The 25,074-nt window shown below is 52.8% G+C and carries 23 protein-coding genes; 14 read left to right on the forward strand and 9 right to left on the reverse strand.

Annotation, left to right across the window (positions count from 1 at the left end; all coding sequences use genetic code 11):
- The first annotated feature begins 285 nt into the window (after positions 1–285).
- Entirely contained in the window at positions 286–1,305 is a 1,020-nt protein-coding gene (locus RW114_RS13965) for an IS110 family RNA-guided transposase (protein WP_340123367.1), read from the forward strand.
- 529 nt (positions 1,306–1,834) lie between these two features.
- On the opposite strand, the gene RW114_RS13970 is transcribed toward RW114_RS13965, so the two are convergent.
- Together RW114_RS13970 and RW114_RS13975 are read right to left on the reverse strand one after the other, a co-directional pair.
- The gene (locus RW114_RS13970; RefSeq protein ID WP_340123368.1) at positions 1,835–3,772 is read right to left on the reverse strand and encodes an aconitate hydratase; all 1,938 of its coding nucleotides are present in this window, start codon (positions 3,770–3,772) and stop codon (positions 1,835–1,837) included.
- A 649-nt stretch (positions 3,773–4,421) separates the two neighbouring features.
- Positions 4,422–5,621 (reverse strand): NAD-dependent formate dehydrogenase, encoded by a 1,200-nt coding sequence (locus RW114_RS13975; RefSeq protein WP_340123369.1) that lies wholly within the window; start codon positions 5,619–5,621, stop codon positions 4,422–4,424.
- Between the two features lie 1,017 nt (positions 5,622–6,638).
- Between RW114_RS13975 and RW114_RS13980 the strand changes: the two genes are divergently transcribed.
- From RW114_RS13980 to RW114_RS13995, 4 genes are all read left to right on the forward strand, one after another.
- A complete protein-coding gene (locus RW114_RS13980) occupies positions 6,639–8,903 on the forward strand; it encodes a DUF255 domain-containing protein (protein ID WP_340123370.1) in 2,265 nt (754 codons plus the stop codon).
- A gap of 57 nt (positions 8,904–8,960) precedes the next feature.
- Entirely contained in the window at positions 8,961–9,290 is a 330-nt protein-coding gene (locus RW114_RS13985) for a cupin domain-containing protein (protein WP_340123371.1), read from the forward strand.
- Positions 9,291–9,468: 178 nt separating this feature from the next.
- Complete coding sequence (locus tag RW114_RS13990; RefSeq protein WP_340123372.1) at positions 9,469–10,275, forward strand: hypothetical protein; 807 nt, start codon at positions 9,469–9,471, stop codon at positions 10,273–10,275.
- An 87-nt stretch (positions 10,276–10,362) separates the two neighbouring features.
- The gene (locus tag RW114_RS13995) at positions 10,363–11,361 is read left to right on the forward strand and encodes a hypothetical protein (RefSeq protein WP_340123373.1); all 999 of its coding nucleotides are present in this window, start codon (positions 10,363–10,365) and stop codon (positions 11,359–11,361) included.
- 195 nt (positions 11,362–11,556) lie between these two features.
- Here the strand turns inward: RW114_RS13995 and RW114_RS14000 are convergent, their stop codons facing one another.
- Genes RW114_RS14000 through RW114_RS14010 form a run of 3 tightly spaced genes read right to left on the reverse strand, consistent with a single transcriptional unit; the run spans position 11,557 to position 13,905 of the window.
- Positions 11,557–12,546 (reverse strand): ribose-phosphate diphosphokinase, encoded by a 990-nt coding sequence (locus RW114_RS14000; protein WP_340123374.1) that lies wholly within the window; start codon positions 12,544–12,546, stop codon positions 11,557–11,559.
- Entirely contained in the window at positions 12,543–13,211 is a 669-nt protein-coding gene (locus RW114_RS14005) for a dienelactone hydrolase family protein (RefSeq protein ID WP_340123375.1), read from the reverse strand. Before RW114_RS14005 ends, RW114_RS14000 begins: the two co-directional genes overlap by 4 nt.
- A complete protein-coding gene (locus RW114_RS14010; RefSeq protein ID WP_340123376.1) occupies positions 13,204–13,905 on the reverse strand; it encodes a phosphoribosyltransferase in 702 nt (233 codons plus the stop codon). Before RW114_RS14010 ends, RW114_RS14005 begins: the two co-directional genes overlap by 8 nt.
- Positions 13,906–14,529: 624 nt before the next feature.
- Here RW114_RS14010 and RW114_RS14015 point away from each other — a divergent pair.
- Entirely contained in the window at positions 14,530–15,687 is a 1,158-nt protein-coding gene (locus RW114_RS14015) for a CapA family protein (RefSeq protein ID WP_340123377.1), read from the forward strand.
- A gap of 109 nt (positions 15,688–15,796) precedes the next feature.
- Here the strand turns inward: RW114_RS14015 and RW114_RS14020 are convergent, their stop codons facing one another.
- Entirely contained in the window at positions 15,797–15,931 is a 135-nt protein-coding gene (locus tag RW114_RS14020) for a hypothetical protein (RefSeq protein ID WP_340123378.1), read from the reverse strand.
- Positions 15,932–15,950: 19 nt separating this feature from the next.
- Between RW114_RS14020 and RW114_RS14025 the strand changes: the two genes are divergently transcribed.
- From RW114_RS14025 to RW114_RS14060, 8 genes are all read left to right on the forward strand, one after another.
- Complete coding sequence (locus RW114_RS14025; protein ID WP_340123379.1) at positions 15,951–16,082, forward strand: hypothetical protein; 132 nt, start codon at positions 15,951–15,953, stop codon at positions 16,080–16,082.
- A 213-nt stretch (positions 16,083–16,295) separates the two neighbouring features.
- Entirely contained in the window at positions 16,296–16,808 is a 513-nt protein-coding gene (gene fae / locus RW114_RS14030; RefSeq protein ID WP_340123398.1) for a formaldehyde-activating enzyme, read from the forward strand.
- Between the two features lie 293 nt (positions 16,809–17,101).
- The gene (wrbA, locus tag RW114_RS14035) at positions 17,102–17,704 is read left to right on the forward strand and encodes an NAD(P)H:quinone oxidoreductase (RefSeq protein ID WP_340123380.1); all 603 of its coding nucleotides are present in this window, start codon (positions 17,102–17,104) and stop codon (positions 17,702–17,704) included.
- Positions 17,705–17,734: 30 nt separating this feature from the next.
- Positions 17,735–18,781, forward strand: a complete 1,047-nt coding sequence (gene coxB / locus RW114_RS14040) for a cytochrome c oxidase subunit II (protein WP_340123381.1) — start codon at positions 17,735–17,737, stop codon at positions 18,779–18,781.
- A gap of 12 nt (positions 18,782–18,793) precedes the next feature.
- Positions 18,794–20,788 (forward strand): cytochrome c oxidase subunit I, encoded by a 1,995-nt coding sequence (ctaD, locus tag RW114_RS14045; RefSeq protein ID WP_340123382.1) that lies wholly within the window; start codon positions 18,794–18,796, stop codon positions 20,786–20,788.
- Positions 20,781–21,380 (forward strand): cytochrome c oxidase subunit 3, encoded by a 600-nt coding sequence (locus RW114_RS14050; RefSeq protein ID WP_340123383.1) that lies wholly within the window; start codon positions 20,781–20,783, stop codon positions 21,378–21,380. Before ctaD ends, RW114_RS14050 begins: the two co-directional genes overlap by 8 nt.
- Positions 21,381–21,451: 71 nt before the next feature.
- Positions 21,452–21,811: a hypothetical protein gene (locus RW114_RS14055; RefSeq protein ID WP_340123384.1), complete on the forward strand. Its 360-nt coding sequence runs from the start codon at positions 21,452–21,454 to the stop codon at positions 21,809–21,811.
- Positions 21,793–23,121: a c-type cytochrome gene (locus RW114_RS14060; protein WP_340123385.1), complete on the forward strand. Its 1,329-nt coding sequence runs from the start codon at positions 21,793–21,795 to the stop codon at positions 23,119–23,121. Before RW114_RS14055 ends, RW114_RS14060 begins: the two co-directional genes overlap by 19 nt.
- On the opposite strand, the gene RW114_RS21010 is transcribed toward RW114_RS14060, so the two are convergent.
- Genes RW114_RS21010 through RW114_RS14070 form a run of 3 tightly spaced genes read right to left on the reverse strand, consistent with a single transcriptional unit; the run spans position 23,033 to position 24,928 of the window.
- Positions 23,033–23,422, reverse strand: coding sequence for a cytochrome c oxidase assembly protein (locus RW114_RS21010; RefSeq protein ID WP_422614819.1), 390 nt, complete (start codon positions 23,420–23,422; stop codon positions 23,033–23,035). The two genes, RW114_RS14060 and RW114_RS21010, sit on opposite strands and share 89 nt — an antisense overlap.
- 4 nt (positions 23,423–23,426) lie before the next feature.
- Entirely contained in the window at positions 23,427–24,029 is a 603-nt protein-coding gene (locus RW114_RS14065; RefSeq protein ID WP_340123386.1) for an SCO family protein, read from the reverse strand.
- A gap of 41 nt (positions 24,030–24,070) precedes the next feature.
- Positions 24,071–24,928 (reverse strand): pirin family protein, encoded by an 858-nt coding sequence (locus tag RW114_RS14070; protein WP_340123387.1) that lies wholly within the window; start codon positions 24,926–24,928, stop codon positions 24,071–24,073.
- Between the last annotated feature and the right edge of the window lie 146 nt (positions 24,929–25,074).

Raw genomic sequence — 25,074 nt, forward strand, 5'->3', positions numbered from 1 at the left:
TGTTGGCAGGATTATGGATATTCCTTTCTATGCAGGAGGTGTTGGATTGTTACTCCCATGAGGAGCTTGCCGCTTTGCAAGAAACAGCTCAGGATTTCCTAATGTGACTTGTGTAGATAGCTATGCCCTCAGGGACAAATCCGCCGGGAGCGGATTTGCACTTGCCCGCAGGGTGGCGGACAGGACAGTCCGACATGATTAGGTTGATGATATGGACTCCTCACTCATCCTGGCGCAGTTTAAAATGCACCGGCAATTTTTAAACGGTGTAATGAGGAGTCCGACATGAACAATAGCGTAATTGGTTTAGATATAGCAAAACATATTTTCCACCTGTTTACCCAGGGAACTGATGGAAAAATGATAAAAAAGAAGCTCAAACGCAGTGAATTACTGGCGTATTTTGTCAACTATCCAGTCAGTATTATTGGCATAGAAGCGTTTGGAAGCGCTCACCATTGGGCTAGAGAACTGACCAAGCTTGGTCATGAGGTCATCTTGCTCAATGCGCGCTATGTCAAAAGCTTTGTTGTTGGCAATAAGAACGATTTTAACGATGCGGCCGCTATCTATGATGCGGTCACTCGCCCGAACAAACGCGTGGTAGCGATAAAAACCGTTGCACAGCAAGACATACAACTGGTTCATAATATTCGCAAAGAGCTGGTTGATAAACGTACTGCGCTAGTTAACCAAACACGCGGCTTGTTGAGTGAAAGAGGTATTATTATCAACAAAGGTATTACGCAGGTTAGACAGCAATTACCCTTGATATTGGAAGATGCTGAAAATGGCTTAACCGTCTTAAGTCGTGAATTATTTGCGGAGCAATACGAAAAACTTAAGGCGCTGGATGATGAAATTAAAGCTCAGGATCTACGGATAAACCGCTTATGCAACGCCAACGAACTCAGTAAACGTTTTCTCGCAGTGCCAGGCGTTGGACCGGTGACGGCAACGATTGTAGCCGCCGACATTGGCGATAGCGGCAAGGGCTATGAAAGCAGTCGAGATTATGCCGCCAGTTTAGGTGTTGTCCCTAGACAGCACAGTAGCGGCGATAAACAGGTTTATCTGGGCATCAGTAAACGCGGGAACCGTTATATCCGTACCTTACTGATTCATGGCGCTCGATCCGTGTTAAAAAACTGTACGAAAAAAAACGATAAGCTGAGCTTATGGCTACAAGCCTTAATGGCACGGCGCGGTTTTAATAAAGCCGCGGTCGCTCTCGCCAATAAAAATGCGCGGATATTATGGGCGATGGCGAACAAAAACAAAGCCTATGAAGCGTTGGTCGCCTAGGCCATGAAAAAAACCGGGTTATCCACCCTTTGCCCACTGACTACGAGCGAGAGAGAAGGGCTCTCCGTCAGCGAACAAAGCGTGGATAACCCTCCACAGACTTTTAAGAGTTAAACCGAGTAAAACAGAATTGCTAAGGCAAGTTAACAGTATTTGATGACATAAACAGGTCAAACCGGTGCTTTCATAACCCGTTCAGCCCAGAGATTCTTTGAAATCGGTAGGTTGGTTGAGGTGAAAGTGCGCGGATAGATTCATCAGGAGTCCTGAGGTAATAAAACCTCTTTCAAGAGACCGGATATATGGTTGCAATCATGATCTCTGTTGATGACATCACAATGAAAACTTATCTTGCAATAATCGAGGAGTCCATATATGGGATGAGGGAATTAAATAAAGTCTCTTCCTTATTTAATTTTCCCCTCACCCAACCCTCTCGGCAACTGCTCCTGCGTTGCTCTACCTCCTGCATCCTTGCAGTCGTCCATCAGGAGAGGGGAGCAAGCGCGATTTTCGATTTGCTGAGTAGTTACGACGCTTTTTGCTTAACCAGATTGATCAGGCTACCCGCCAGCACCATTTCTACCTGGTATTGCGTCATCTGATGCTCGGTCTCATAGGTCTCGTTCTTGGTCAGGTTGATCACCTTGACGCTATTTCCCTGGCGGATGGCATTGCGCACATCGGGAATTGAAAGCCTGTCGCCTTGGGCGATCTTGTTCCAATCATCCGGATTGGCAAATATCAGGGGCAAAATGCCGAAGTTGCTTAGATTCTGCAAATGTATTCTGGCAAAGCTTTTTGCGATGACTGCCTTGACTCCCAAATAGCGGGGGGCTAATGCCGCGTGCTCGCGGCTCGAACCCTGTCCGTAATTGCTGCCGCCAACAACGAATGAGCCCAGTTTCTGATAGCCCATAGCTCTTTCGTAGTAGGTTTCGTCAATCGGGTTGAAAACAAACCGGCTGATTGCCGGGATATTACTGCGAAAAGGCAGCACCTTGGCTCCGGCCGGCATAATTTCGTCCGTGGAAATATCATCTCCCACTTTCAATAGCACCGGTCCTTCGAGTATATCGGGCAGCGGCTCTAACTGTGGCAGTGGTTTGATATTGGGGCCTTTCTCCAGGTCATACAGTTCGCCTTCCTGTACGGGTGGGACCAGCATCTCGGTATTGAGGAGCACCGTTTCGGGCGCCATGAAACGGGGGTACTCCATGCCTAGCGTACGCGGATCGGTGATCACTCCGGTCAGGGCCGAGGCGGCGGCGGTTTCCGGGCTGCACAAGTACACCTGATCTTCCTTGGTGCCCGAGCGGCCGGGGAAATTCCGGGGAACGGTGCGCAGGCTAATGCGGCCCGTAGCCGGAGCCTGTCCCATGCCGATACAGCCGCCGCAACCGGCTTGGTGGAGGCGAGCACCTGCATGGATGAGCTTTCCCAGTATGCCGGTTGCCGTCATGTTCTCCAATATCTGCCGGGACGTGGGGTTGACGTCGAATGAAACGCGGTCGTGCGCCTGTTTGCCGTCGACAATCATGGCCGCAATGGCAAAGTCCCGCAGCCCGGGATTAGCGGATGATCCGATATAGCTCTGGTAGATTTCCAGGCCCGCGACCTCGCGCACCGGCACCACTTTACCCGGACTGCTGGGCAGTGCAATCAAAGGCTCCAGCTCCGACAGGTTGATTTCTTCGTATTCGTCGTATTCCGCATCCGGGTCTGCGAGAATTTCCCGAAAGGCTTGTTCGCGCCTCTGGCCTTTCAAAAACGCCATGACCGTATCGTCCGATGGAAATACCGATGTGGTGGCGCCCAGTTCGGCCCCCATATTAGCGATCACATGCCGGTCCATGGCGGTCAGGGATCTCAATCCGGGGCCGTAATATTCGACAATCTTGCCAATCCCGCCGCCCACATCGTGCCTGCGCAGCATTTCCAAAATCACATCCTTGGCACTCACCCAGTCGGGCATTTCCCCGACCAGTTTGACACCCCATGTTTTCGGCATTTTGAAGTAAAACGGCTCCCCCGCCATCGCCATCGCCACCTCCAGGCCTCCCGCACCAATTGCCAGCATCCCCAATGAACCGGCCGCGCAGGTATGGCTGTCCGAGCCTAACAAGGTTTTTCCCGGCACGCCGAAGCGCTCCATATGCACGGGATGGCTTACGCCGTTACCGGGACGGCTGTACCAAAGGCCGAACTTCTTGCACGCACTACGCAAAAACAGATGGTCGTCGGCGTTTTTAAAGTCTTCCTGCAGGAGGTTGTGATCTACATACTGGACGGAAAGTTCGGTTCGTATGTGCGGAATGCCCATCGCCTCAAATTCCAGCATGACCAGTGTGCCCGTTGCGTCCTGGGTGAGTGTTTGATCGATTTTTAAGCCGATCTCTTCACCGGATATCATGCGACCTTCGACCAAGTGACTTTCGACCAGCTTCTGAGTTACGTTTTTACCCATGGCTTTTTACTCCCGCATAGCATCAGATATTTCATATGACCTAACTAGTAGCAAGGTGATGTGTCAACGCATTCCCTGACAGAAGGTTAGCATTTTGCAATCTACGGGCGATACATAGACGGTAGCAGCTTTTTTCTATCGACGCTGGGTTAAACAAGGCGATCCTTGTAGAGTGACTTCCTAATGCCACCGCCGGTGAAGACAATTAACACCGGTGTAACCAGATGCTTGGCTATAATCCTGTTTACTAACTGATGTTACGCAGTTATTCGAATTTAGACTGCTATTAACATTTTTATTATTAAAGTGTCGCTACCACGACGATTATTTGAATCGGGTTCTCGCACCCGAAGGCAAGTTACTTTCTTTTGCTTCGCCTCGGCAACTGCTCCTGCGTTGCTCTACCTCCTGCATCCATGCAGTCGAAAAGAAAGTAACCAAAGAAAAGGCGACCCGATTGCCGCTTATTTCCTGCGCTCCTCGCTTTTGTCGAGGGTCAGTAGAAGGGGTTCCTGCCCTTCTACTGACGTGCGGCATACATGCCGCCCCCCTAACGGGCTATTCTCGACAAAAGCTCCGGTGCTCGGCGCGGCGCGGCATACGGGACAAAAACCATCCATGCGTAACATCAGTTACTAAGGCACAGCGACTATGGCTTGAACTTTGCGGCTTCTTCGGAGCCGCCGGTGGCATTGCCTTCGCTGTAGGAATGGGCGCCGACACCTGCCAATTTACCTGCGTTGACCACCAGGTACTCGTTGCGGATCGGCCGGCCTTCGAACCAGCATTCCAGCACCTCCCGAACGCCGGCGGCATAGCGGGCCTGCGCGGACAGGCTGGTACCGGCAATATGTGGCGTCATGCCGTGATGAGGCATGCTCCGCCACGGGTGATCTTTCGGCGCAGGTTGCGGGAACCAGACATCGCCCGCATAACCCGACAGCTGGCCGCTTTCCAATGCCCGGGCGATAGCGTCGCGGTCGCAGATCTTACCGCGGGCGGTATTGATGATGTAAGCGCCGCGTTTCATCTTGGCCAGCAAGGCATCATCGAACATGTGTTCGGTTTCCGGGTGTAATGGGCAATTGATCGTCACGACATCGCAAACCCGTACCATCGATTCAACATCGGGGTGCCAGATCAGGTTCAATTCCTGCTCGACGTCAGACGGTTGGCGATGGCGATCGGTGTAATGCAATTTAACATCGAACGGTTTTAAGCGGCGCAGCACCGCCAGACCGATGCGGCCTGCAGCGACGGTGCCGACTTCCATGCCTTCCAGGTCGTAGGAACGCGCCACGCAGTCGGCGATGTTCCAGCCGCCTTTGACAACCCACTGGTAGGATGGAATGTAGTTGCGCACCAGGCTTAGAATCATCATCACCACATGTTCGGCAACGCTGATACTGTTGCAGTAGGTGATTTCGGCGACGGTAATATTGTTTGCCATCGCCGCCTGCAAGTCGACATGGTCGGAACCGATGCCTGCGGTCAGCGCCAGTTTCAATTTCGGCGCTTTGGCGATGCGTTCCGCGGTCAGATAGGCCGGCCAGAAAGGTTGGGAGATGACGATTTCGGCATCGTGCAGTTCCTGATCCAAGCGCGAGTTTTCACCGTCTTTGTCGGAAGTCACCACCAGCGTATGTCCCAGACTTTCCAGATAGCGACGCAGACCCAATTCGCCGGAAACACTGCCCAGCATCTGGCCGGGGATGAAGTCGATGGACTTGGGAGTAGGAGCGGATTGACCGTCTGGATAAACTTTGATCTCCGGTATCGCATCGCGAGCATAGGATTTTGGGTAGCCGTCAATCGGATCGTCGTAAAGTACGCAAATAATTTTGGTCATTTTTCTACCTCAATGATGATTTTCCCTAAGAAATCGCTGATTTAATTCTTCGACAAGCTCAGGATGAACAGTGACGTATGGAAGAATTAAATACAGGCTAGATAAAAAAAATGATTTATACAATATGTAGACATACCTATTGGTTTACTCACTGGAACGCGATAACGATGATGTGATCGTTGCTCAGGAGTCTGTCGAGCGTGAGATCGCCGTCCGCGTCGTCTACTCGCAAGTTAAATAGCCTATGTTTTTATCATATTCAAACCAGACTGTTGCACTCTCAGCCACAATCAACCTAAAAGAAGCAGTTAGATTTGATAGTTGCGAGCTACCGTAGGGGCGACCGGCCGGTCGCCCCTACAATGCCCACACCATTTGGTGTGAATAATTTTAACGGGCAATACCATGGCTTAACCTAAGTAATTCATACGGTTCAATTTATAATGTTTTGGTTAACCGCTTTTTTAGGATCAAGCAACGGCCAAGACTTAGCGATGAAGTAACTGATGTTTATATAAGTAGTGATACGAATATTATTGATTTTATTCAGATGTTATAAATTTCCTGACGAGGGTCTATCGACTTTGAACTATCCAGATCAGGGAATATTTCATTTATTCTCGCCGATAGCCAACAAAGCGGTGTGCGTAGGTTCGACTTAGCTTTTTATGGGTGAGCCTTTCGAGGCTCAATCCACAGATCGAGGCGTGCCACGTTTATTTTCATATGAAAAGCACTCTAGATAGCTATTGAATCGGCTGTAGTGGCTGTTGATCTCCTATCAAAACACAACCTTCAACTTAGATAAGAAAATAGGAGAAACCGACATGAAATCGCCAAAAAGGCGTGGATATTTTTTGCAGTGTCCGTAGCTATCTTTGAACCTGCCGGAAAAACAATGCCTCTGCTAGCGAAGCTTCGACCTTGCTGTTTGGCGACAAGCTGCCTGAGTTATTCTGTGAGTCCCATAAGAATCTTTAATCTTGGAAAATACACTGGCTTTAATTTGGAGGGATTTTGACTTTTTCTATTTCGACGCATGCCGCTACAAACAGGCTAATTGATTCGAGCAGCCCGTATCTGCTCCAGCACGCGCATAACCCGGTTGACTGGTATCCGTGGGGCGAGGAAGCGTTTGCCAAGGCGCGGACGGAAAACAAGCCGATTCTGCTCTCCATCGGCTATTCCACCTGCTACTGGTGCCATGTAATGGAACGGGAGATCTTTGAGAATCCAGAGATCGCCAAATTGATGAACGAGTCTATCGTCAGCATCAAGATCGACCGGGAGCAGCGCCCGGACGTGGATGAACTCTACATGATGGCCACCCAGATGATGACGCACAGCGGCGGCTGGCCGAACAACGTATTTGTCACGCCCGATCTCAAGCCGTTTTACGCCGGCACCTATTTCCCGCCGGCGGACTTCACGTCGCTCATTGAGCAGATCCACTACGTATGGATGCAGGATCAGGTAGCCCTTAAAGCGCAGGCCGAGCGGCTGGCCAGCGCCATCATCCAGATCAAACAACAGGAAAACAATGCCCAAAGCAGCTCGCTTCCCGGCAGCCGGCTGGTGGAGGCGCTGATCAGCCATTTCAGCGATTATTACGACAACCGGCTGGGCGGGTTTTACCAGGCTCCGAAGTTTCCCAATGAAGACGCACTGCTGTTCCTGCTTGAGGCCTACCGCCTGACCAACAACAACACGTGCCTGGAGATGGCGCGCGGTACGCTGGAGAAAATGGCAGCGGGCGGGATACACGACCATGTCGGCGGCGGGTTCCATCGCTACGCCACCGATGCACAATGGCGCATCCCGCATTTCGAGAAGATGCTCTACAATCAGGCGCTGCTGGGGCGAGCCTATACTGAGCTTTACGCGCTTTCCGACAAGCCCGACGACCGTGCCGTCGCCGAAGGGATTTTCGACTTCACGCTCCGGCAGATGACAGATAAGGACGGTGGTTTCTATTCTGCGCTTGATGCCGAGACTGACGCCGTGGAAGGCGCGTATTACGCATGGACGGATGCGGAGCTGTATGTGGCCCTGGATGCGGATTCCTGCGCATGGCTTGTGCAACATTACGGATTGGCAGAGATACCTAAGATTCCCGGCCATAAGCATGAGGACGGCAGGGTGCTGTATCTGAATCAACCGCTTTCGGGGAGTGCGATAGAGAAAGGACTGTCTTACGAGGATACGGTTAATAAACAGCAGGCCGTGATGACCGCGCTGCGGGAAGCGCGGGACAAGCGCAAATTGCCGCATCTTGACAACAAAATCATCACGTCCTGGAACGGACTGATGATTGATGCGTTCGCCCGCGCCGGACAGCGCATAGGAAAGCCGGAATATACCGATGCCGCCCGCCGCGCAGCCGATTTCATTCTGTCTAATCTGCGGAAACAAGACGGGGCGCTGTATCGCACATGGCGTGACGGCAAGGCCGAGATTGCGGCCTATTTTGAGGATTATGCTTTCATGATTCAGGGGCTGGTGTCTATCTATCGCGCGGCCAAAGAGGACAGCTATCTGCAAGCAGCCAAGGAACTGGCGGCGAAGGCCAAGCAGCTATTTTGGGATGAGAAACATGGCGGGTATTACTTCACCGATGGCAGCGAGCAGCTGCTGGTGCGGATGAAAAACGCCATGGACTCGGCCATTCCCTCCGGTAACGCGGTGATGGCTCAGGCCTTGCTCGATCTTTATGAAATTATCGGCGATGCAGAATGGAAACAGCAGGCCGAAGCGCTGCTTATTGCCTTCGGGCAGGTCATCACCGAGAACCCGAGGGCCTATACGCATATGGTACATGCCTTGCTGAGGCTGAATCATTTGGCACCGGCAGCGAAGGCCGCACAGCAACCGGATGAAGCGGTTATCAAAAAGGGGGCGATGGAAACCAAAGCGTATGTGAAGGTCAGTGCGTCGGAACCGAAGCGCGAGGGCAATAGCCTCACAGTTACGGCGGTGCTGGACATTGCCCAAGGCTGGCATGTCAATGCCAATCCCGCGAGTTTCGATTTTTTGATTTCCACTTCTGTTGATGTACGCGAGGATTCCGGCAAGGCGGAAGTGAAGCCTACCTATCCCGAGGCGCAGGCTATGACTACACCGCTGGGCGACATCAACGTTTATGAAGGGAAAGTGAGCATTCCGGTGAAGGTGACGCTTCCGGGAAACGCAGAAAATATCCGCCTGCTCGTCCGCGCCCAGGCCTGCAAGGATGCTGCCTGCCTCGCGCCATCGGATTGGATCATACCTGTAAAGTTAAAATAAATAAGCTAGTGCATAAATTAAAATTAAATTCATTTTTGAAAATGAAGGATGGTAACCATGGCAACACATCATGCGGCTCCCGGAGAAATTGTTGACCTTGCTAGTTGGGCAGATGATTTACCCAACGAAAAAACAAAGGCCATCATAAAAACAGGTGAAATAGAATTAGCGCGCCTTGTAATACCAAAAGGCAAAGAATATCCAAATCACAAGGTATCAGGGCCTATAGTCGTTCAATGCCTTCAAGGGAAGATTGAGCTTACTGCTATGGGGACAACACAAGAATTACATTCCGGTCAATTGCTCTACCTTGTAGCAGGAGAGCCGCATTCGCTTAAAGGTATGGAGGATTCTGTGATTCTTTTGACAATCCTTATTGCAAGCTGATTATGAAAAAACGTCGACGCCGAACATACTGCAACAGCTTGAATGGTTAAGCAGTGTTCTGTTACGGCATTGAAAAATAAGTAGTTATCCGTATTTAACTACATCCTATGATGCGAGTATCATAAATTTAGACCATAGCGTTATTGTTCTGTGTTTCATCACCCAAACAGGTAATTATATGAGTATTATTGTTTCGTACAGCCCTGAGGAGCTGGACTTTAGCGGCGTCCAGGCCAACTCCTCGGGACCTGATATTGCCTCGGATACGACGGACGGCCTTTATACACTCATCAATTTTGCCGGCGGCGTTCATATTACGAATGTGCCGGCGGACACAACAGTGGCCGCTCACATTATAGGCGATACTTCGCACTTCATGGTTAGGGATGTAACCGTTTTGGAGTGGGTAACCGAAGTAGCCGATCCACGGAAGTTATCCCACGGACACAAAGGCCCCCAAAAACAAATCAAGTTGCTCGAACCGCGAGGGCATTCCTCCGACGGAGTGAAGCCACTGGCCGTGAAAGCAGGCCAGGATTTGCTCGTGCGCGTGGCCTACACGGCGCCCAACGAGGGAACATTTACGGGAAAGTTAATCATCCAGGGCGATAATTGGCAGCCCATCGAGGTGGGCTTATCATTTTTCGTAGTGGACGTATTAACGGCCTTCGTAGCCACGCCGTTGAACATTGCCCAGGGCAACATGGCAACACTGCCTATTCTCGTAAGTTCATTAGCTGGCCCGGATGTCGATGTGACTTATGTGTTATCGGCTTTTCAACTTGATACGGGACTGTCCCTCCTTCCGCTCCCCCAACCGATCCATCTGAAGGCCGGGGAAAGAAATAAGCTTGCCTCACTCACATTTCAGGCGGACCCATTAGCCCCGTTGGGACCAAACAACGTGTTATTGGAACAATACGACTTTCAACATAAAGAACTCCTGTTGCCCGTTAACATCGTTCCACCAACAGGTGGCCGTTAAATCTGCCCAGATCCGCTATATCCGACCGGTTCGTTCGGGTGAGTTTGGGGGCTGGGCTGAAATATGGACTAACAGCGGTGGTTACTGATGCATATCGAAGAAAAGATAGCCTTTCTCAGACAACCGGATAACTATCCAGACAGACCGACGCGCATCGAGGTCGTCGAAACCCACATGTCCTGCGTCTTTTTGACCGAAAACTTTGCCTACAAGCTGAAGAAGCCCGTCCGGTATGACTTCCTGGACTTTAGCACCTTAGAAGCCAGGCAAAAAGACTGCGAATGGGAAGTAAGCCTCAACCGGCGGTTGGCCGGGCAGGTTTATCTCGACACTGTGCCGCTCACAATACAAGGAGATGGAAGCTTGCAGCTGGACGGCGAAGGCCGGGTGGTGGACTGGCTGGTGCAGATGCGCCGCCTCCCCGCCGACCGCATGCTTGATGCGGCGATCCTCGAAGGAACGGTCGATGCCGAGGACGTGCAAAATATCAGTCAGGTGCTGGCCGATTTCTATCGATTTTCTCATTCCTTATTTATCAGCCCGGCCGAATACCGGCGTCGCTTCGAGGAAGACATTCAGAGCAATCTGATCGAGTTGCGTGACAGCCGGTACGCTTTGCCCAAGGCGCTGCTGGATCGTCTTGAGGCAGCACAAAGGCAGTTTCTGACGGAACAGGGTGGCCTTCTTGAACAGCGGGCGCGGGATGGGCGCATCATTGATGCGCATGGCGACCTCAGGCCGCAGCACATCTGCCTGACAGCTCCGCCGGTGATCATCGATTGCCTGGAATTCAACCGGGAGTTTCGCATCCTAGATCCTATGGATGAACTGGCATATTTGTCCATGGAATGCGAGCGTCTCGGTGCGAGCCACATCGGTGAGGAGATTCTAGGTCACTATCGCGAAGCGGTCGGCGATACTTGTCCTATTGAGCTGATAGGATTTTACAAGGTTTTCCGCGCCTGCTTGCGCGCCAAGATCGCCGTCTGGCACATCGCCGACCACCAGGTGCAGGATCATCAGCGTTGGCTACGCCTCGCCCAAACCTATCTCGACTTGGCAGAGCGATATTTGCTTAGAGGTTAACTAAAAACCGCAGTAGTCCACGAAAAGCACGAAAGACACGAAAGACACGAAAGATACGAAAGGAAATCGGTATGTTGTATTGCACAGCCTTTCACTCTTTGGGTGATGATATACAATTTGGTATCTCTTTGAATATTTTCGTGCTTTTCGTGCTTTTTCGTGGATAAAATGATTTTTCTAAGTTCATGTATGCCTTTATTCCTCCCCCAGCAGGTCTACGATGGAACCGCCGTTATGGATGCATCGAATGGCGTCCGCGAACAGCGGCGCGGCATCCAGCACTGTCAGCCGGTTACGCACGAGTTCCGAGTCGAGCCGGAAAGGCGGCAGCGTATTGGTGACCACGAGGCTGTCCAGCGCGGGATCGGCCACGACTTGATCGGCCTTACCCACGAAAATGCCGTGGGCGGCGGCGGCATGGACGCTTTGCGCGCCCTGTTTTCGGCAAGCGAGCGCAGTTCGCGAGATCGTGCCGCCAGTGCTGATCATATCGTCGATGATGATGGCGGCTTTGCCTTTGACGTCGCCCACCAACGCTTCGCCGCTGACGATTCCGGCGCTGCGTTGCTTCTCCATGAAGGCGCTGCCTGTCGGCCTGTTCAGACGGAGGCTCAGCGCCTCCCGAAACTGTTCCGCCCGTTTGACTCCGCCAATGTCGGGTGAGACCACAACCATCTCAAGGTCTAGGACCCGTGCTGCAAAATGCTCGACGAACAGATTCTTGGCTTCCAGATGATCCGTCGGGCAGCGAAAAGCGTTTTGAAAAGCGGCGAGGTTATGCACGTCGAGGGTCACTACCCGGTCGGTGCCCACGGCTTCCAGCAGTTGCGCCACGTAGCGGGTGGTGACCGGATCCCGCGCTTTGGTTTTCCTGTCCTTGCGCGCATAACCCAGGTAGGGCAGGACGGCGGTCACCGATCGCGCCGAAGCGTCTTTTAGCGCGCCGATGAAAAACAGCAGGCGGCAAAGCTTGTCGTTGACGCTTTTCCCCGGCTCGCTGTACAGCGATTGGATCACGAACACCTCACAGCCTCGCACGTTTTCCAGAGGTCGAGTCTTATGCTCGCCGTCCTCGAAGTCTCTTTCCTCGTGCGCACTCAGAGGCAAACCGAGGGATGCACCAATGCTTTCCCCTAGAGCACGGCTTTCACTCAGCGCAAACAGCCGAAGCGCGTCGGGATTCATGAGCCGGAAAAATGGTGCAGGAACCAAGCGCAGGCGAGGTTCGCCACCTGTTCCAATTTGCCTGCTTCTTCGAACAGGTGGGTGGCGCCGGGAATGATCTCCAGGCGGTGTTCAATCGGCAGTTGCGCGGCCGCCTGCCGGTTGAGTTCGATCACGACGGTGTCTTCCCCGCCCACGATCAACAGCGTAGGCGCTTTGACCTTTGAAAGATGCGGCAGGGCCAGATCCGGACGTCCGCCGCGCGAGACCACAGCAGCCACCTTGTCGGCGCGTGCAGCGGCGGCACCCAGCGCCGCGGCCGCGCCGGTGCTGGCTCCGAACAACCCGATCGGGAGCGCGGCTGTCGCCGTTTTCAGGCTCACCCAGTCGATCACGTCGATCAGCCTATCGGTCAACAGATCGATATCGAAGCGAAATTCACGGGTGCTCTGATCGATGTCTTCCTCCTCCGGCGTCAACAGATCGAAAAGTAATGTGGCAATCCCGGCCTCGTTCAAGATTTCGGCCACGAAACGATTACGCCGGCTGAACCGACTGCTGCCGCTCCCGTGGGCGAACACCACAAGGCCCTTCGAATGTTCGGGAACAGCGAGGAGGCCGGGAAGAGAGAAGTCTTTAAATGTTATGCTGACGTCGATAGAAGCCGGGGATACGGGATTAGTCATGGCTTTTTCCGTTAAGTTTAGGGCTGGGTTTCTTGGCCCAGGCGCGCGCCAAAAGAGACTTGACCTCATCGTCGCTGGTCTGCGGAAACTCCCGATACCAGCGGCCGACGGCCGAAAACGGCTCTGGCGTTGCCAAGCAGACCACATCATCGGCTTCCTCTTGCAGTCGCTGTACGGTATCAGACGGGGCTACGGGTACGGCGACCACGATGGAGGCGGGCTTTTGTTGCTTCAACGCGGCGACGGCGGCCAGCATGCTAGCCCCGGTGGCCAGGCCGTCGTCCACCAGAATCACGCAGTGATTTTCTATCGCGGGAGGAGGCTGATCCCCTCGATAAGCCCGCTCGCGCCGTTCCAATTCGTGCCGCTCTGTTGCTGAGGCAGCCTCAATGTCCTCTTGGCTGATATCGAGGACCGCTATTATATCCGGGTTCAGCACGCATACGCCGCCGCTGGCGATTGCGCCCATCGCCAATTCCTCCTGGCCTGGCGTTCCCAGCTTGCGCACCAGCATGATGTCCAGCGGCGCGCCGATCATCCGGGCGACCTCGAATCCCACCGGAACTCCGCCACGGGGCAGGGCGAGGACGATCACGTCCGGGCGCTTTGCATATCCAGCCAGCGCCTCTCCCAGCAGGCGTCCGGCCTGGATCCGGTTTTCAAATGGCAGTTTCAAGATGGTTTTCTTGTTCATACGCATCGCATCGTTGCTATAAAACTTTAATGAAGCATATACCGATCTGTTCGGATAATGAATACTTATAAATACTTACCTCATTAGTTTATAAACGTATGTTGCCCGTTGATTTTATGAAGTAAGCTTCATGTAAAGCTGAACTCAATCGCTTGCTTGAAGGTCGCCTAGCGGGGCACTGTTATCAAGTTAACTGATGTTACGCACGGACATGATAAAAAAAGCGTGGTCCACGAAAAGCACGAAAATAGTTAAAACACATCGTTCCTATGCTCCGGCGCTCACGTTATACAACAAGTCTGTTCAAGATCGCCATTTGGGATGAATGCCTGAATGACTCCGATGTAGGCCGGAATAAGCCCGCCCGGCGTCAGCCAGGGTGGGCGTTTCCGGCACAATCGGAGTGCCGGAAACGCCGGTTCTCGCTATCGCTTGAGCCGGCTTATTCCGGCCTACGTAGCTACGTTGCTAATTTTTCGTGCCTTTCGTGCTTTTCGTGGACAATGCATAACATCAGAAGTTAAGAAATACTGCTCCAGCTTCGTGAGACGGGAAGCTGGAGCTTCCCATACCGAATTCCCAAGCTGGAGCTTGGGAACCAGCGTTCAGTGAGGGAGAAATGAAATGATTCCAGATCCAAGCCTTTTATCTCAGGCCGCTTCTCGCAAGCCCCAAACAATTACGCTGTTTCTGTGCGGCGATATGATGACCGGCCGGGGTATCGACCAGGTGCTGCCGTACCCCGGCAATCCGCGGATTCATGAACCTTATATGACTTCCGCCAAGGGTTATGTGAAGCTCGCGGAGGAAGTCAACGGCCCTATTTCGAAACCGGTTGATTTTGCCTATATCTGGGGGGATGCGCTTGAAGAACTTCGGCGCGCTAACCCCAACGTCCGCATCATTAACCTTGAGACAGCGGTGACGGCCAGCCCGGAATTTTGGCCCGGCAAAGACATCAATTACCGGATGCAGCCGAGGAACATCCCCTGCATTGCTGCGGCGAAGATCGACTGCTGCGTTCTGGCCAACAATCATGTTCTGGATTGGGGTTATGACGGGTTGACGGAGACTTTAGACACTTTGTCCGCTGCGAACCTCAAGGCCGCGGGGGCGGGCAGAAACCTTTCAGAAGCCGAAGCGCCGGCGATTATCGAGGTGGCAGGGAAAGGACGCGTGCTGGTATTCGGTTTCGGCGACGAAAGTAGCGGTATTCCTTGGGCTTGGGGCGCTCGCATCGACAAGTCCGGCGTGAGTTTACTGCCGGACTTGTCCGGGGACACGGTGCGCCGCATCGCCAAGCGGATTTCAGGATTTAAGCAGCAAGGCGATTGGGTGGTGGCTTCGATTCATTGGGGCGGAAACTGGGGTTACAGTGTCTCAAGCGCGCAAAGGGAGTTTGCGCACCGATTGATAGACCAGGCCCAGGTGGACGTCGTGCATGGCCACTCATCGCACCATCCCAAGGGTATCGAGGTCTACAAGGGCAAACCGATCCTGTTCGGCTGCGGCGACTTTCTGAACGACTACGAAGGCATTACAGGATACGAGGAATTCCGGGGCGATTTGACCTTGATGTATTTTGTGACCCTGGACTTGGCAACAGGAAATCTGGTCAGTTTGACCATGACGCCCATGCAAATAAGACGTTTCCGCTTGAGTTACGCACATCCCGATGATATTCGCTGGTTGCAGCAAGTCCTGGACAGGGAAAGCCGGTCGCTGGGCACGAGGATCGAATTGGTCAATGAAGGTCGTCTGGCCTTATCGGTTGGACGTTAATGCGGGTGCCGATATAGGTAGTGATACGAATATTATTGATTTTATTCACATGTTATAAATTTTCAGACGCGGGTATAGCGGCATTAAATTAATCGAAACGGAAGATATTTCATTTGTTCTCGCCAATAGCCGCCAGAATAGTGCGCGGGGTGCTACGTAGCTTATGGGTGAGCTTTTCACGGCTTAATTCAGAGAGGTTAAACAGCATGAAAAACCAGACTAAATAACATTTTCGTCGGGGCATTATCGATGGACATAGAAGTATGTATTCGTTCAGCGGCAACAAAACCGTGGTCGGCGGCGTTGACGACTTCCATGCCTATCGTAAAGGCCGTTCCGATGGAGCTATCCCAGCGGGTGACCTGATAGGAATAATTGAGGGCGGAGTAAATTAAATGCCTAATATTGTGCTTGTCCGAAGCGCGGCCATGAAACCATTTTTTTATTTTTGAGTTTTCGTGATCCGCGTCCGGTTAGCTTTACGTTATACGGCTATTGCGTTGGCTGTCAGTGGCTGTTCTTGTATCAAAATACAGCCATCAACTAGCACTCATATGAATTCAAGAATTGATTGATTCGAAATCTCAACAGGAGAAACCAACATGAAAATGCCAAAAATCGATAAAGTACTGGTAAGTGAAGCTCTGGTAGGTGAGGGTAATGAATTAGCCCATATCGACCTGATCATGGGGCCGCGAGGCAGCGCCGCAGAACTTGCATTTTGTATCACACTGACCAATCAGAAACGGGGCGATAATTCCCTACTGGCGCTGGTCGCGCCCAATCTTATGGCTAAGCCTAATACCGTCATGTTCAACAAAGTCGAAATCAAGAACGAGAAACAGGCAACCCAAATGTTCGGACCTGCAGAACGGGGCGTGGCCAAAGCGGTGGTCGATAGCGTCAAAGAGGGTGTAATTCCCCTGGAAGAAGCCGATGATATATTTATTTGCGTCGGTGTTTTTATCCACTGGGATGCCAAGGACAACAATAAAATCCAGGACTGGAATTACGAGGCCACTAAATTGGCGATCAAACGCGCTGTCGCAGGAGAGCCGACGCCTGCCGAAGCGATCGCCCAGGAAAACGTGCAGCATCACCCGCTCGCGGCGCATGATTAAAGCGTTTAGGATTATCTGAATATTACCGATCTGTGCCGGAATAATCAGGGGTCAGAGTGAAATAAAAGGCTATATGTATTGAAAGCAACTCATTGTAACGGGAGTGCAAGCTTCGCTTGCGCTTACAGGCGAAGCCTGCACTCCAGCTGTCGGTAGCTCATAGCCAACATAAATGCCCGACATGACGCTTAACCGGCGCGCGGCCATTTCTCATTTTTGGGTTTTCCTGGGCCGTGCGTGGTTAGCTTTAAGTCAGGCTCACTGCAAGACCGTAGGCAATGAGGAGATACACTATGGCAAAAGTTCTGGTTCTTTACTACAGCATGTACGGCCACATCGAAACCATGGCGAAAGCGGTGGCTGAAGGCGTGCGTAATGTTGAAGGCACCGAGGTCATCATCAAGCGCGTTCCCGATCTGGTGCCGGAAGACGTGGCGCGAAAGGCCGGAGCCAAACTCGATCAGGCTGCGCCGATCGCGACGGTGGATGAGTTGCCGGACTACGACGCCATCATTTTCGGCACGCCGACACGCTTCGGCAACATGTGCGCGCAGATGCGCAATTTTCTCGACCGAACCGGCCGGTTGTGGCTGAACGGCAGCTTGATCGGCAAGGTCGGCAGCGTGTTCACGTCCACGGCTACTCAGCATGGCGGACAGGAAACCACGATCACCTCGTTTCATACCACCTTGTTGCATCAGGGCATGATCATCGTGGGCGTTCCCTATTCCTGCCAGGAGATCCTGAACATGAGTGAAATTACCGGCGGATCGCCCTATGGAGCGAGCACGCTTGCCGGGGTCGATGGTAGTCGGCAACCGTCGGAGAACGAACTGAAAATCGCCCGTTTCCAGGGGGCTCATGTTGCGGAAGTAGCGAAGAAGCAATCAGCCTAACAACCGCTTGGATAGGGACAGGAAAAATAAATGAACAATTCCGAATCCGGATTTCTCCGTGGCGTCGCGGGCAATTACGCATTTTTTTTATGTACCCTCGCGGCTGCGCCTGCCTCCGCCGCATCATCTGAAAACGAAGTCGCTCCGCTTAACTATTTTTTACATAGTTACGGCCCGGCCTCAACGCCCACGATGTATTTGGGATGGGTGTTTGTCGCGCTTTTGGCGGCAATCTTCGTTATCATCGCACTGCTGCTGGTCGGGGCTGTTTTTCGTAAACGCCCTGCTGAAGATCCCCGTTCAATCGGCCGCGAAGATGAAGGGATGCCCTGGATCTATATCGGAACCGGCGTATCCACCTGCATTTTGTTCGCGCTGGCTATTTATACACTGATTACGCTCAATGCGATCGCAAAGCCAACGCATGCTCCGGCGCTGAAGCTGACTGTCACCGGCTACGACTGGTGGTGGAAGGTCGAGTATGAAGATGATGATCCGACCCGCAGCTTTGTGACCGCAAACGAGATCCATATCCCGGTCGGCCAGCCTGTTCTGGTCAAGCTGAAAAGCGCAGATGTTATTCATGCGTTTTGGGTGCCGATGCTGGCCGGAAAAACCCAAATGATTCCGGGTCTGGCCAATCAGCAATGGATCCAGGCCGATGTCGAGGGCGTTTATGGCGGGCAATGTACGCAATATTGCGGGGTCCAGCATGCACACATGAGTTTGGAAATTGTTGCGCAAAGCGAGGATGAATTTAGGACATGGCAAGACGCCCAGCGTGGAGAAGCCGAAATGACTGCCGGCATTAATGCGGGAAAAAGTCTGTTTCTGGATCGTTGCGCCGGTTGCCATGCCATCCGGGGAACCGAGGCCGTGGGCGCCCATGCACCCGATTTGACGCATCTGAACTCGCGCCGCCTGATTGCCGCCGGATTGTTAACCAATACCCCGGATCATTTGGCGCAATGGATTACTCATGCCCAGGACCTAAAACCGGGTGCGCGCATGCCCAGCATGGCGCTAACGGCGACGGAGCTTAACGCGCTGTCGGCATTTTTATCGACACTTAACTAAGGAGAGCCACTCATGAAAGATGTCGATCAAAGTATCCCTGACTCCAGCCTCAGTCGTGTGCCCGAGGTGGGATTCGCGCCGATCGGATCGCCTGCCGAAAGAAGACTCGCCGAACTATGGGAATCGGCTCCCGGATGGCGTGGCTGGTTATCGACGATTGACCATAAAACCATAGGGATGCGTTATCTTGTCACCGCCTTTATTTTTTTGCTGATGGGCGGAGTCGAGGCGCTGATCATGCGTCTGCAACTCGCACGCCCGGACCAGACCCTGCTGACGCCGGAGCAGTACAGCCAACTGTTCACGATGCACGGGGTGACGATGATTTTTCTGTACTCGCTGCCGATACTGTCGGGATTTTCCAACTATTTATGGCCGCTTATGTTGGGTTCGCGGGATATGGCGTTCCCGCGTCTTAACGCTCTTTCGTACTGGATTTTCCTGTTTGCCGGTATATTTCTCTACGCCAGCTTTCCTCTGGGAGAGGCGCCGAACGCAGGCTGGTTCAACTACGTGCCGTTTTCCGGACAGGACTATAACACCGGCCCCAACATCGATGTCTACGCGCTCGGCATGGTGTTGCTGGGGATTTCCACAACCGTCGGGTCTATCAATTTCATTGTCACGTTATTTCGGATGCGCGCCCCCGGCATGTCGATCGACCGGGTGCCGATCCTCGTTTGGGGAACGCTGACCGCATCGGTCGCCAACATTTTTGCTATTCCCTCGGTCAGTCTCGCCTTTTTTCTGCTGTGGATGGACCGCCAATTGGGTACGCATTTCTTCGATGTACTGAATGGCGGTAAGCCGCTGCTTTGGCAACACTTGTTCTGGATGTTCGGGCATCCCTGGGTTTATGCGGTCGTGCTTCCCGCGATGGGTATCGTATCCGACGCGCTGCCTACCTTTTGCCGACGTCCGCTGGTCGGATACTCGGCGGTTGCGCTTGCAACCATGGCGACCATGCTGCTGGGTTTTGGCGTCTGGATACATCACATGTTCGCAACCGGCTTGCCGACGCTTGCGCTGTCGTTTTTCAGTGCCGCCAGCATGGTGATTTCGATCCCGAGCGCCGTCGCCGTATTCGCATGGCTGGCGACCATTTGGCTGGGACGTCCGGTGTTCAATACGCCGTTCCTGTTTTTCGCCGGTTTTGTTATTCTTTTTGTTATCGGCGGACTTTCGGGCGTGATGACGGCAGCGGTGCCTCTGGATCTTCAGCTGAACGAAACCTACTTCATCGTCGCCCATTTGCATTATGTGTTGCTGGGCATCAATGTATTTCCGGTTGTCGGCGGAATCTATTACTGGTTTCCCAAATTTTTCGGCCGCATGATGAATGAAACGCTCGGCAAATGGAGTTTCTGGGTCATGTTCATCGGCTTCAATCTGGGCTTCTTCCCGATGCACCTGGCTGGCCTGTTGGGTATGCCGCGCCGAATATACACCTACGCGCCGCATATGGGCTGGACTACGGTCAACATGCTCACATCGGTCGGATCGTTTGTTTTTGCTGCCGGTATCTTGATATTTCTGGTCAACATCCTTGTCAGTCTGAAGCGCGGCGTGCCGGCGACTTCGAATCCCTGGGATGCGCCGACGCTGGAATGGGCTGTGCCATCGCCGCCGCCCGCTTACAACTTTGCGGTCATTCCGTTTGTCGCCAGCCGACATCCGTTATGGGAGGAACGGCTTGATGAAAGCGCCGGCCGTTCCAGTCTTGATCAAGGTTATTTGCTGATGGAAGGACGGGAAACGATAGGCACGACGCCGCTCGATGCCAAACCGGACATCATTCTCAAAATGCCGGAAGATTCCTATACCCCCTTCTTTCTCGGGCTGTTTAGTGCCTTGGTTTTCGTCGGCTTGTTGCTGCATTGGCGGGATTTTACGGTGCTGATGGCTCTGACTTGCAGCCTGTCGCTGACGGTATGGATGTGGCCGAGAAAAGCCCTGGTCCAGCGTGTGCCGGACAACAAACACGATAAGGAGACCGTCCATGGCTGAAGCAATACAAATCGCCAAAGCACTGCCGGTAGGCAGCGACGGCAAACGAGCCGGCGGCTGGTGGGGAGTGCTGGCGCTGATTGTCACCGAAGGTTCCCTGTTCGGCTATCTGCTGTTTACCTACTTTTACTTGGCATCTCAATCGGAGCAGCACTGGCCGCCTGAGGGTTTGCCCATGCTGGTCATGCCGGGCGTGAATACTGTGATTTTGCTCGCCAGCAGTGCATTCGTCTGGGCGTGCGAGCGCTGCATTCAGCGCTCGCTACTACGCTGGAGCCTCGTATCGATGGCGTTGGCGGTCACTCTTGGCATTGGCTTCGTGGTCATTCAGCTTAATGAATGGAGCAAACTTACCTACGATATGACATCGAATCTGTATGGATCGCTGTACTTCACCATTACCGGATTCCATATGCTTCATGTGATCGTGGGTCTGGTCATTCTGATGGTGCTGCTGCTTTGGATAGCGCTCGGTTATTTTGATCACAGACGCTATGCGGCCGTTACCATTGGCGGGCTGTACTGGCACTTTGTCGACGTGGTCTGGCTGTTTGTATTTACAACCTTGTATCTATCACCATATCTTTACTAGAACAGACGATGAGCCTTTTACACAACACTTCGTCTATTGAACCACCTGCCCCACGTCATGGCCAGGTGAGTATGATAAAAATAGCAGTGGGTCTGTTCGGCGCGCCTGTCGCCTGGATAACGCAACTGTTTTTGAGTGAGCCGCTTGCCGCCCATGCCTGCTATCCCTACCGGATGCCTCTGACTGCGCCGATCTGGGAGGGGTTGCCTGTAATACTGGCCATAATCAGCATTGCCTGCTTCGCGGTAGCTCTCCTGTCCGGACTGGTTGCATGGACCTCATGGCGGCAATCTGACGCTAAGTCAGTTGGCGAAAATAGAAACCGATTTTTAGTGAAATTAAGCGCAATGTCGAGTTTCATCTTCATCGTTGCAATTATCTTCAACATCTGCGTAATTTTGCTGGTGCCGCCATGCAGCTCATGGTTTTAATAATCTTCGCCTTCAGGGCTCTCTTAAATCGGACGACCGTCAAGATCGCAGCCTGCGCCTGCGCGGCATTATTATCGAGCCTTGCCGTGGCGCAGCAAGCAGACTCGGCGGACATTAGCAGGGGAGCTTATCTGGCCAGGGTTGGCGACTGCGTGGCCTGCCACACGGCCGGACCGCAATCTCCGCCGTTCGCCGGAGGACTGCCGCTCAATTCGCCTTTCGGAATAATTTACTCGACGAATATTACCCCGGACCCGCTCACCGGCATCGGCAACTACAGCTTGGACGATTTTAGTCGCGCCGTCCGAAACGGCGTTACCAAGGACGGCAGGCGCCTGTACCCGGCGATGCCTTATCCATCGTTCACGGCTATTACGGATGACGATATTCGTGCGCTTTACGCCTATTTCATGAATGAGGTGGCGCCTGTCAACCATAAGCCTCCCGAAACGAAACTGCCTTTCCCTTTCAATATACGCTTGAGTCTGATTTTCTGGGACGCGGCTTTTGTCAAACATAAGCGCTTTAAACCGCATATTGACCGCGATGCTCAGTGGAATCGCGGTGCCTATCTGGTGCAGTCTTTAGGTCATTGCGGCGCCTGCCATACGCCGCGCGGCCTGGCCTTCCAGGAAAAAGCCTATTCAGAATCGTCTCCGCTGTATTTAAGCGGCGCTGTGGTGGATAACTGGTTTGCAGCGAATCTTACCGGAGACCCCGCTTCCGGTTTGGGGCGATGGTCCCAAGCGGACATCGTTTCGTTTCTGGAAACAGGTCACAGCAACCAGATAGCAGTCTTTGGCAGCATGACTAATGTCATCGAAAACAGCACACAATATTTACATAAAGACGATCTGAATGCGATCGCTCACTACTTAAAGTCTCTTCCCGCTCACGGCGAAAAGCCCGCGTATAAACCGGACACGCCAAGCGTTTCCAGGAAGATGTCAGCAATGGTAACCGGCGAGATGGAGTATCCCGGCGCAGGTCTTTACCAGTCATTCTGCGCGAAATGTCATAAGGTAACTGGACATGGCGAACCGGGTAAATTCCCGAAACTCGCAGGAAATTCGATCGTTCTTTCCGAAAATGCTATCTCATTGATTCATCTGTTACTTGAAGGCAGCAAGACTGCACAAGCGAAAGCCGGGCAGGAACATCAGGAAATGCCCGGTTTTGCGGAAAAGTTTTCCGACCGGCAAATTGCCGAAGTACTTAGCTTTATTCGCAATAGCTGGGGTAATCAGGCCTCTCCGGTGACGACGCGCCAAGTATCATCGTTACGACGTGCGCTGCAAAAGAAACCGTAATCAGACTGTATAGCTGCCGACAGCACATCTTTAGGCTGGCCAGTACGATGAAAAACGGACCCAAGTGATGAAGCACGAGACTCTGGAATTGATGAACGAAAAACGCATGTTCGGCATAATAGTCGACCTGGGTATGGGTGACGATATACATCGATAACAGACCGGCTCCAAAGTATAGTTTTTGCCGAAAGAGGAGCCGACATCTCAAGCAGCCCCTAATAAATAGCATGGCTGTAACGGCTGTTACGATGACAATGAAAAATGATGTCTCCCAAGGAACGAGCCATTGCAGCGGGTTCATTTGGCTACAGCCTCAATGAATCCAGCAGATGCCGCAAATCGTTCGCAACCGTTTCAATCGTATCATCCGGCGTTACCAGCAAGCGCGCATGACCTTGGGTATCGAAAACATAAACCGCCGCACTGTGAACAATGTCGTCGGAATCCGGTTTTTTAGGACGATAAGCGGCCCGATAACGTTTTGCGAGATTTTCTATTTCACTGTCGATGCCGGCCAAGCCAATCACATGTCCGGCATCGAAGGCGGTCACGTAGCGATGCAAAGCTTGTTGGGTATCGCGACCGGAGTCCAGTGTGACCAATAGAATACGGGTGCGATTTGCATGATCGCCCAAATGACGCACTATTTTTGTCAAACGGAACAGGGTGGTCGGGCATTCGACCTGACAGTTCGTGAAACCGAAAAACAGCATGACCAGATGGCCTTGATAGGTTTGATCGGTTACGGCTTGTCCGGTGTCAGACATCAGCGAGAAACGCAGGTCCGGCAGATGACCGGTAGTCTCCTGCAATTGCCACTGTTTTTCCGGATTGCAGCCGTTCAATGCCAATATCAACGCTAGGCAAAGAAATTTCAGGCCTCGTGTTCCGAATAGTCCGTTACGCATTTGAAAGGGTTAAATAAAATACGGATTCAACTCGGCATCGGCTATGACTTAAAGCGCCCGGCATCAAAATCCTCAATGGCTTGCCGGATTTCTTCCTGGGTATTCATTACAAACGGTCCGTAACCGGCTATCGGTTCGTCAATCGGTTCCCCGTTCATGATCAGCAGCGTGGCCTCTTTGAGCGCGGTCAGGGTAATCGTTTTGCCTAAGCGTTCAAAAAACGCCAGCTCGGCATCGTTGATCGTTGCTGAATTATTGATTTTTACGCTGCCTTTCAAGGCAAACAGCAGCGTTGTGTAATTTTCGGGAAAATCAAGTTCAACAGTTTGCCCGGCCGACAAGCGCAGATCCCATAAATTAATCGGAGTATAGGTGTTTGCAGGCCCTTTAACGCCTTGATAATCTCCTGCAATCACCCGCACGACACTGCCTTTGTCATCCAGCTTTACCACCGGAATCCGGCCATCGGTTATGGACTGATAGTGCGGCGCAATCATCTTATATTTGGCGGGCAGGTTGACCCAAAGCTGTATCGCTTCAAAGGTGCCTCCTTGCCGGGTAAAGGCGGCGGAGTGCATCTCTTCATGCAGAAGGCCCTTGGCCGCAGTCATCCATTGCACATCGCCGGGGCCGATTAGGCCGCCATGGCCTGCGGTATCATGATGTTCGACTTCACCTTGATAAAGAAGGGTAACAGTCTCGAAACCGCGATGCGGGTGCATGCCTACGCCTCTGGGTGTCGATGCGGGCGGAAATTCGGCGGGGCCTGCATAATCCAGCATCAGAAACGGGCTCACCTCGGCGTCCGGCGTGTTGTAGGAAAACAGCGTGCGTACCGGAAAGCCGTCTCCTACCCAGTGCGTGTCATCGGTGCGGGTGATTCGATGTAACTGTTTCATGGCTTTATTCCTTATCGTTGTCCAGCAAGATTGGCTGTTCCTTGCCTAGAGACATCCGTCGTAGGGCGTGGGGGGGGGGGCGGGGGGGGGGGGGGGGGGCCCCCCCCCCCCCACCCCCCCCCACAAAAAAAAACAAAAGAAAGGGG

Origin of the sequence: Methylobacter svalbardensis (assembly GCF_037671525.1) — a bacterium.
GTDB lineage: Bacteria > Pseudomonadota > Gammaproteobacteria > Methylococcales > Methylomonadaceae > Methylobacter_A > Methylobacter_A svalbardensis.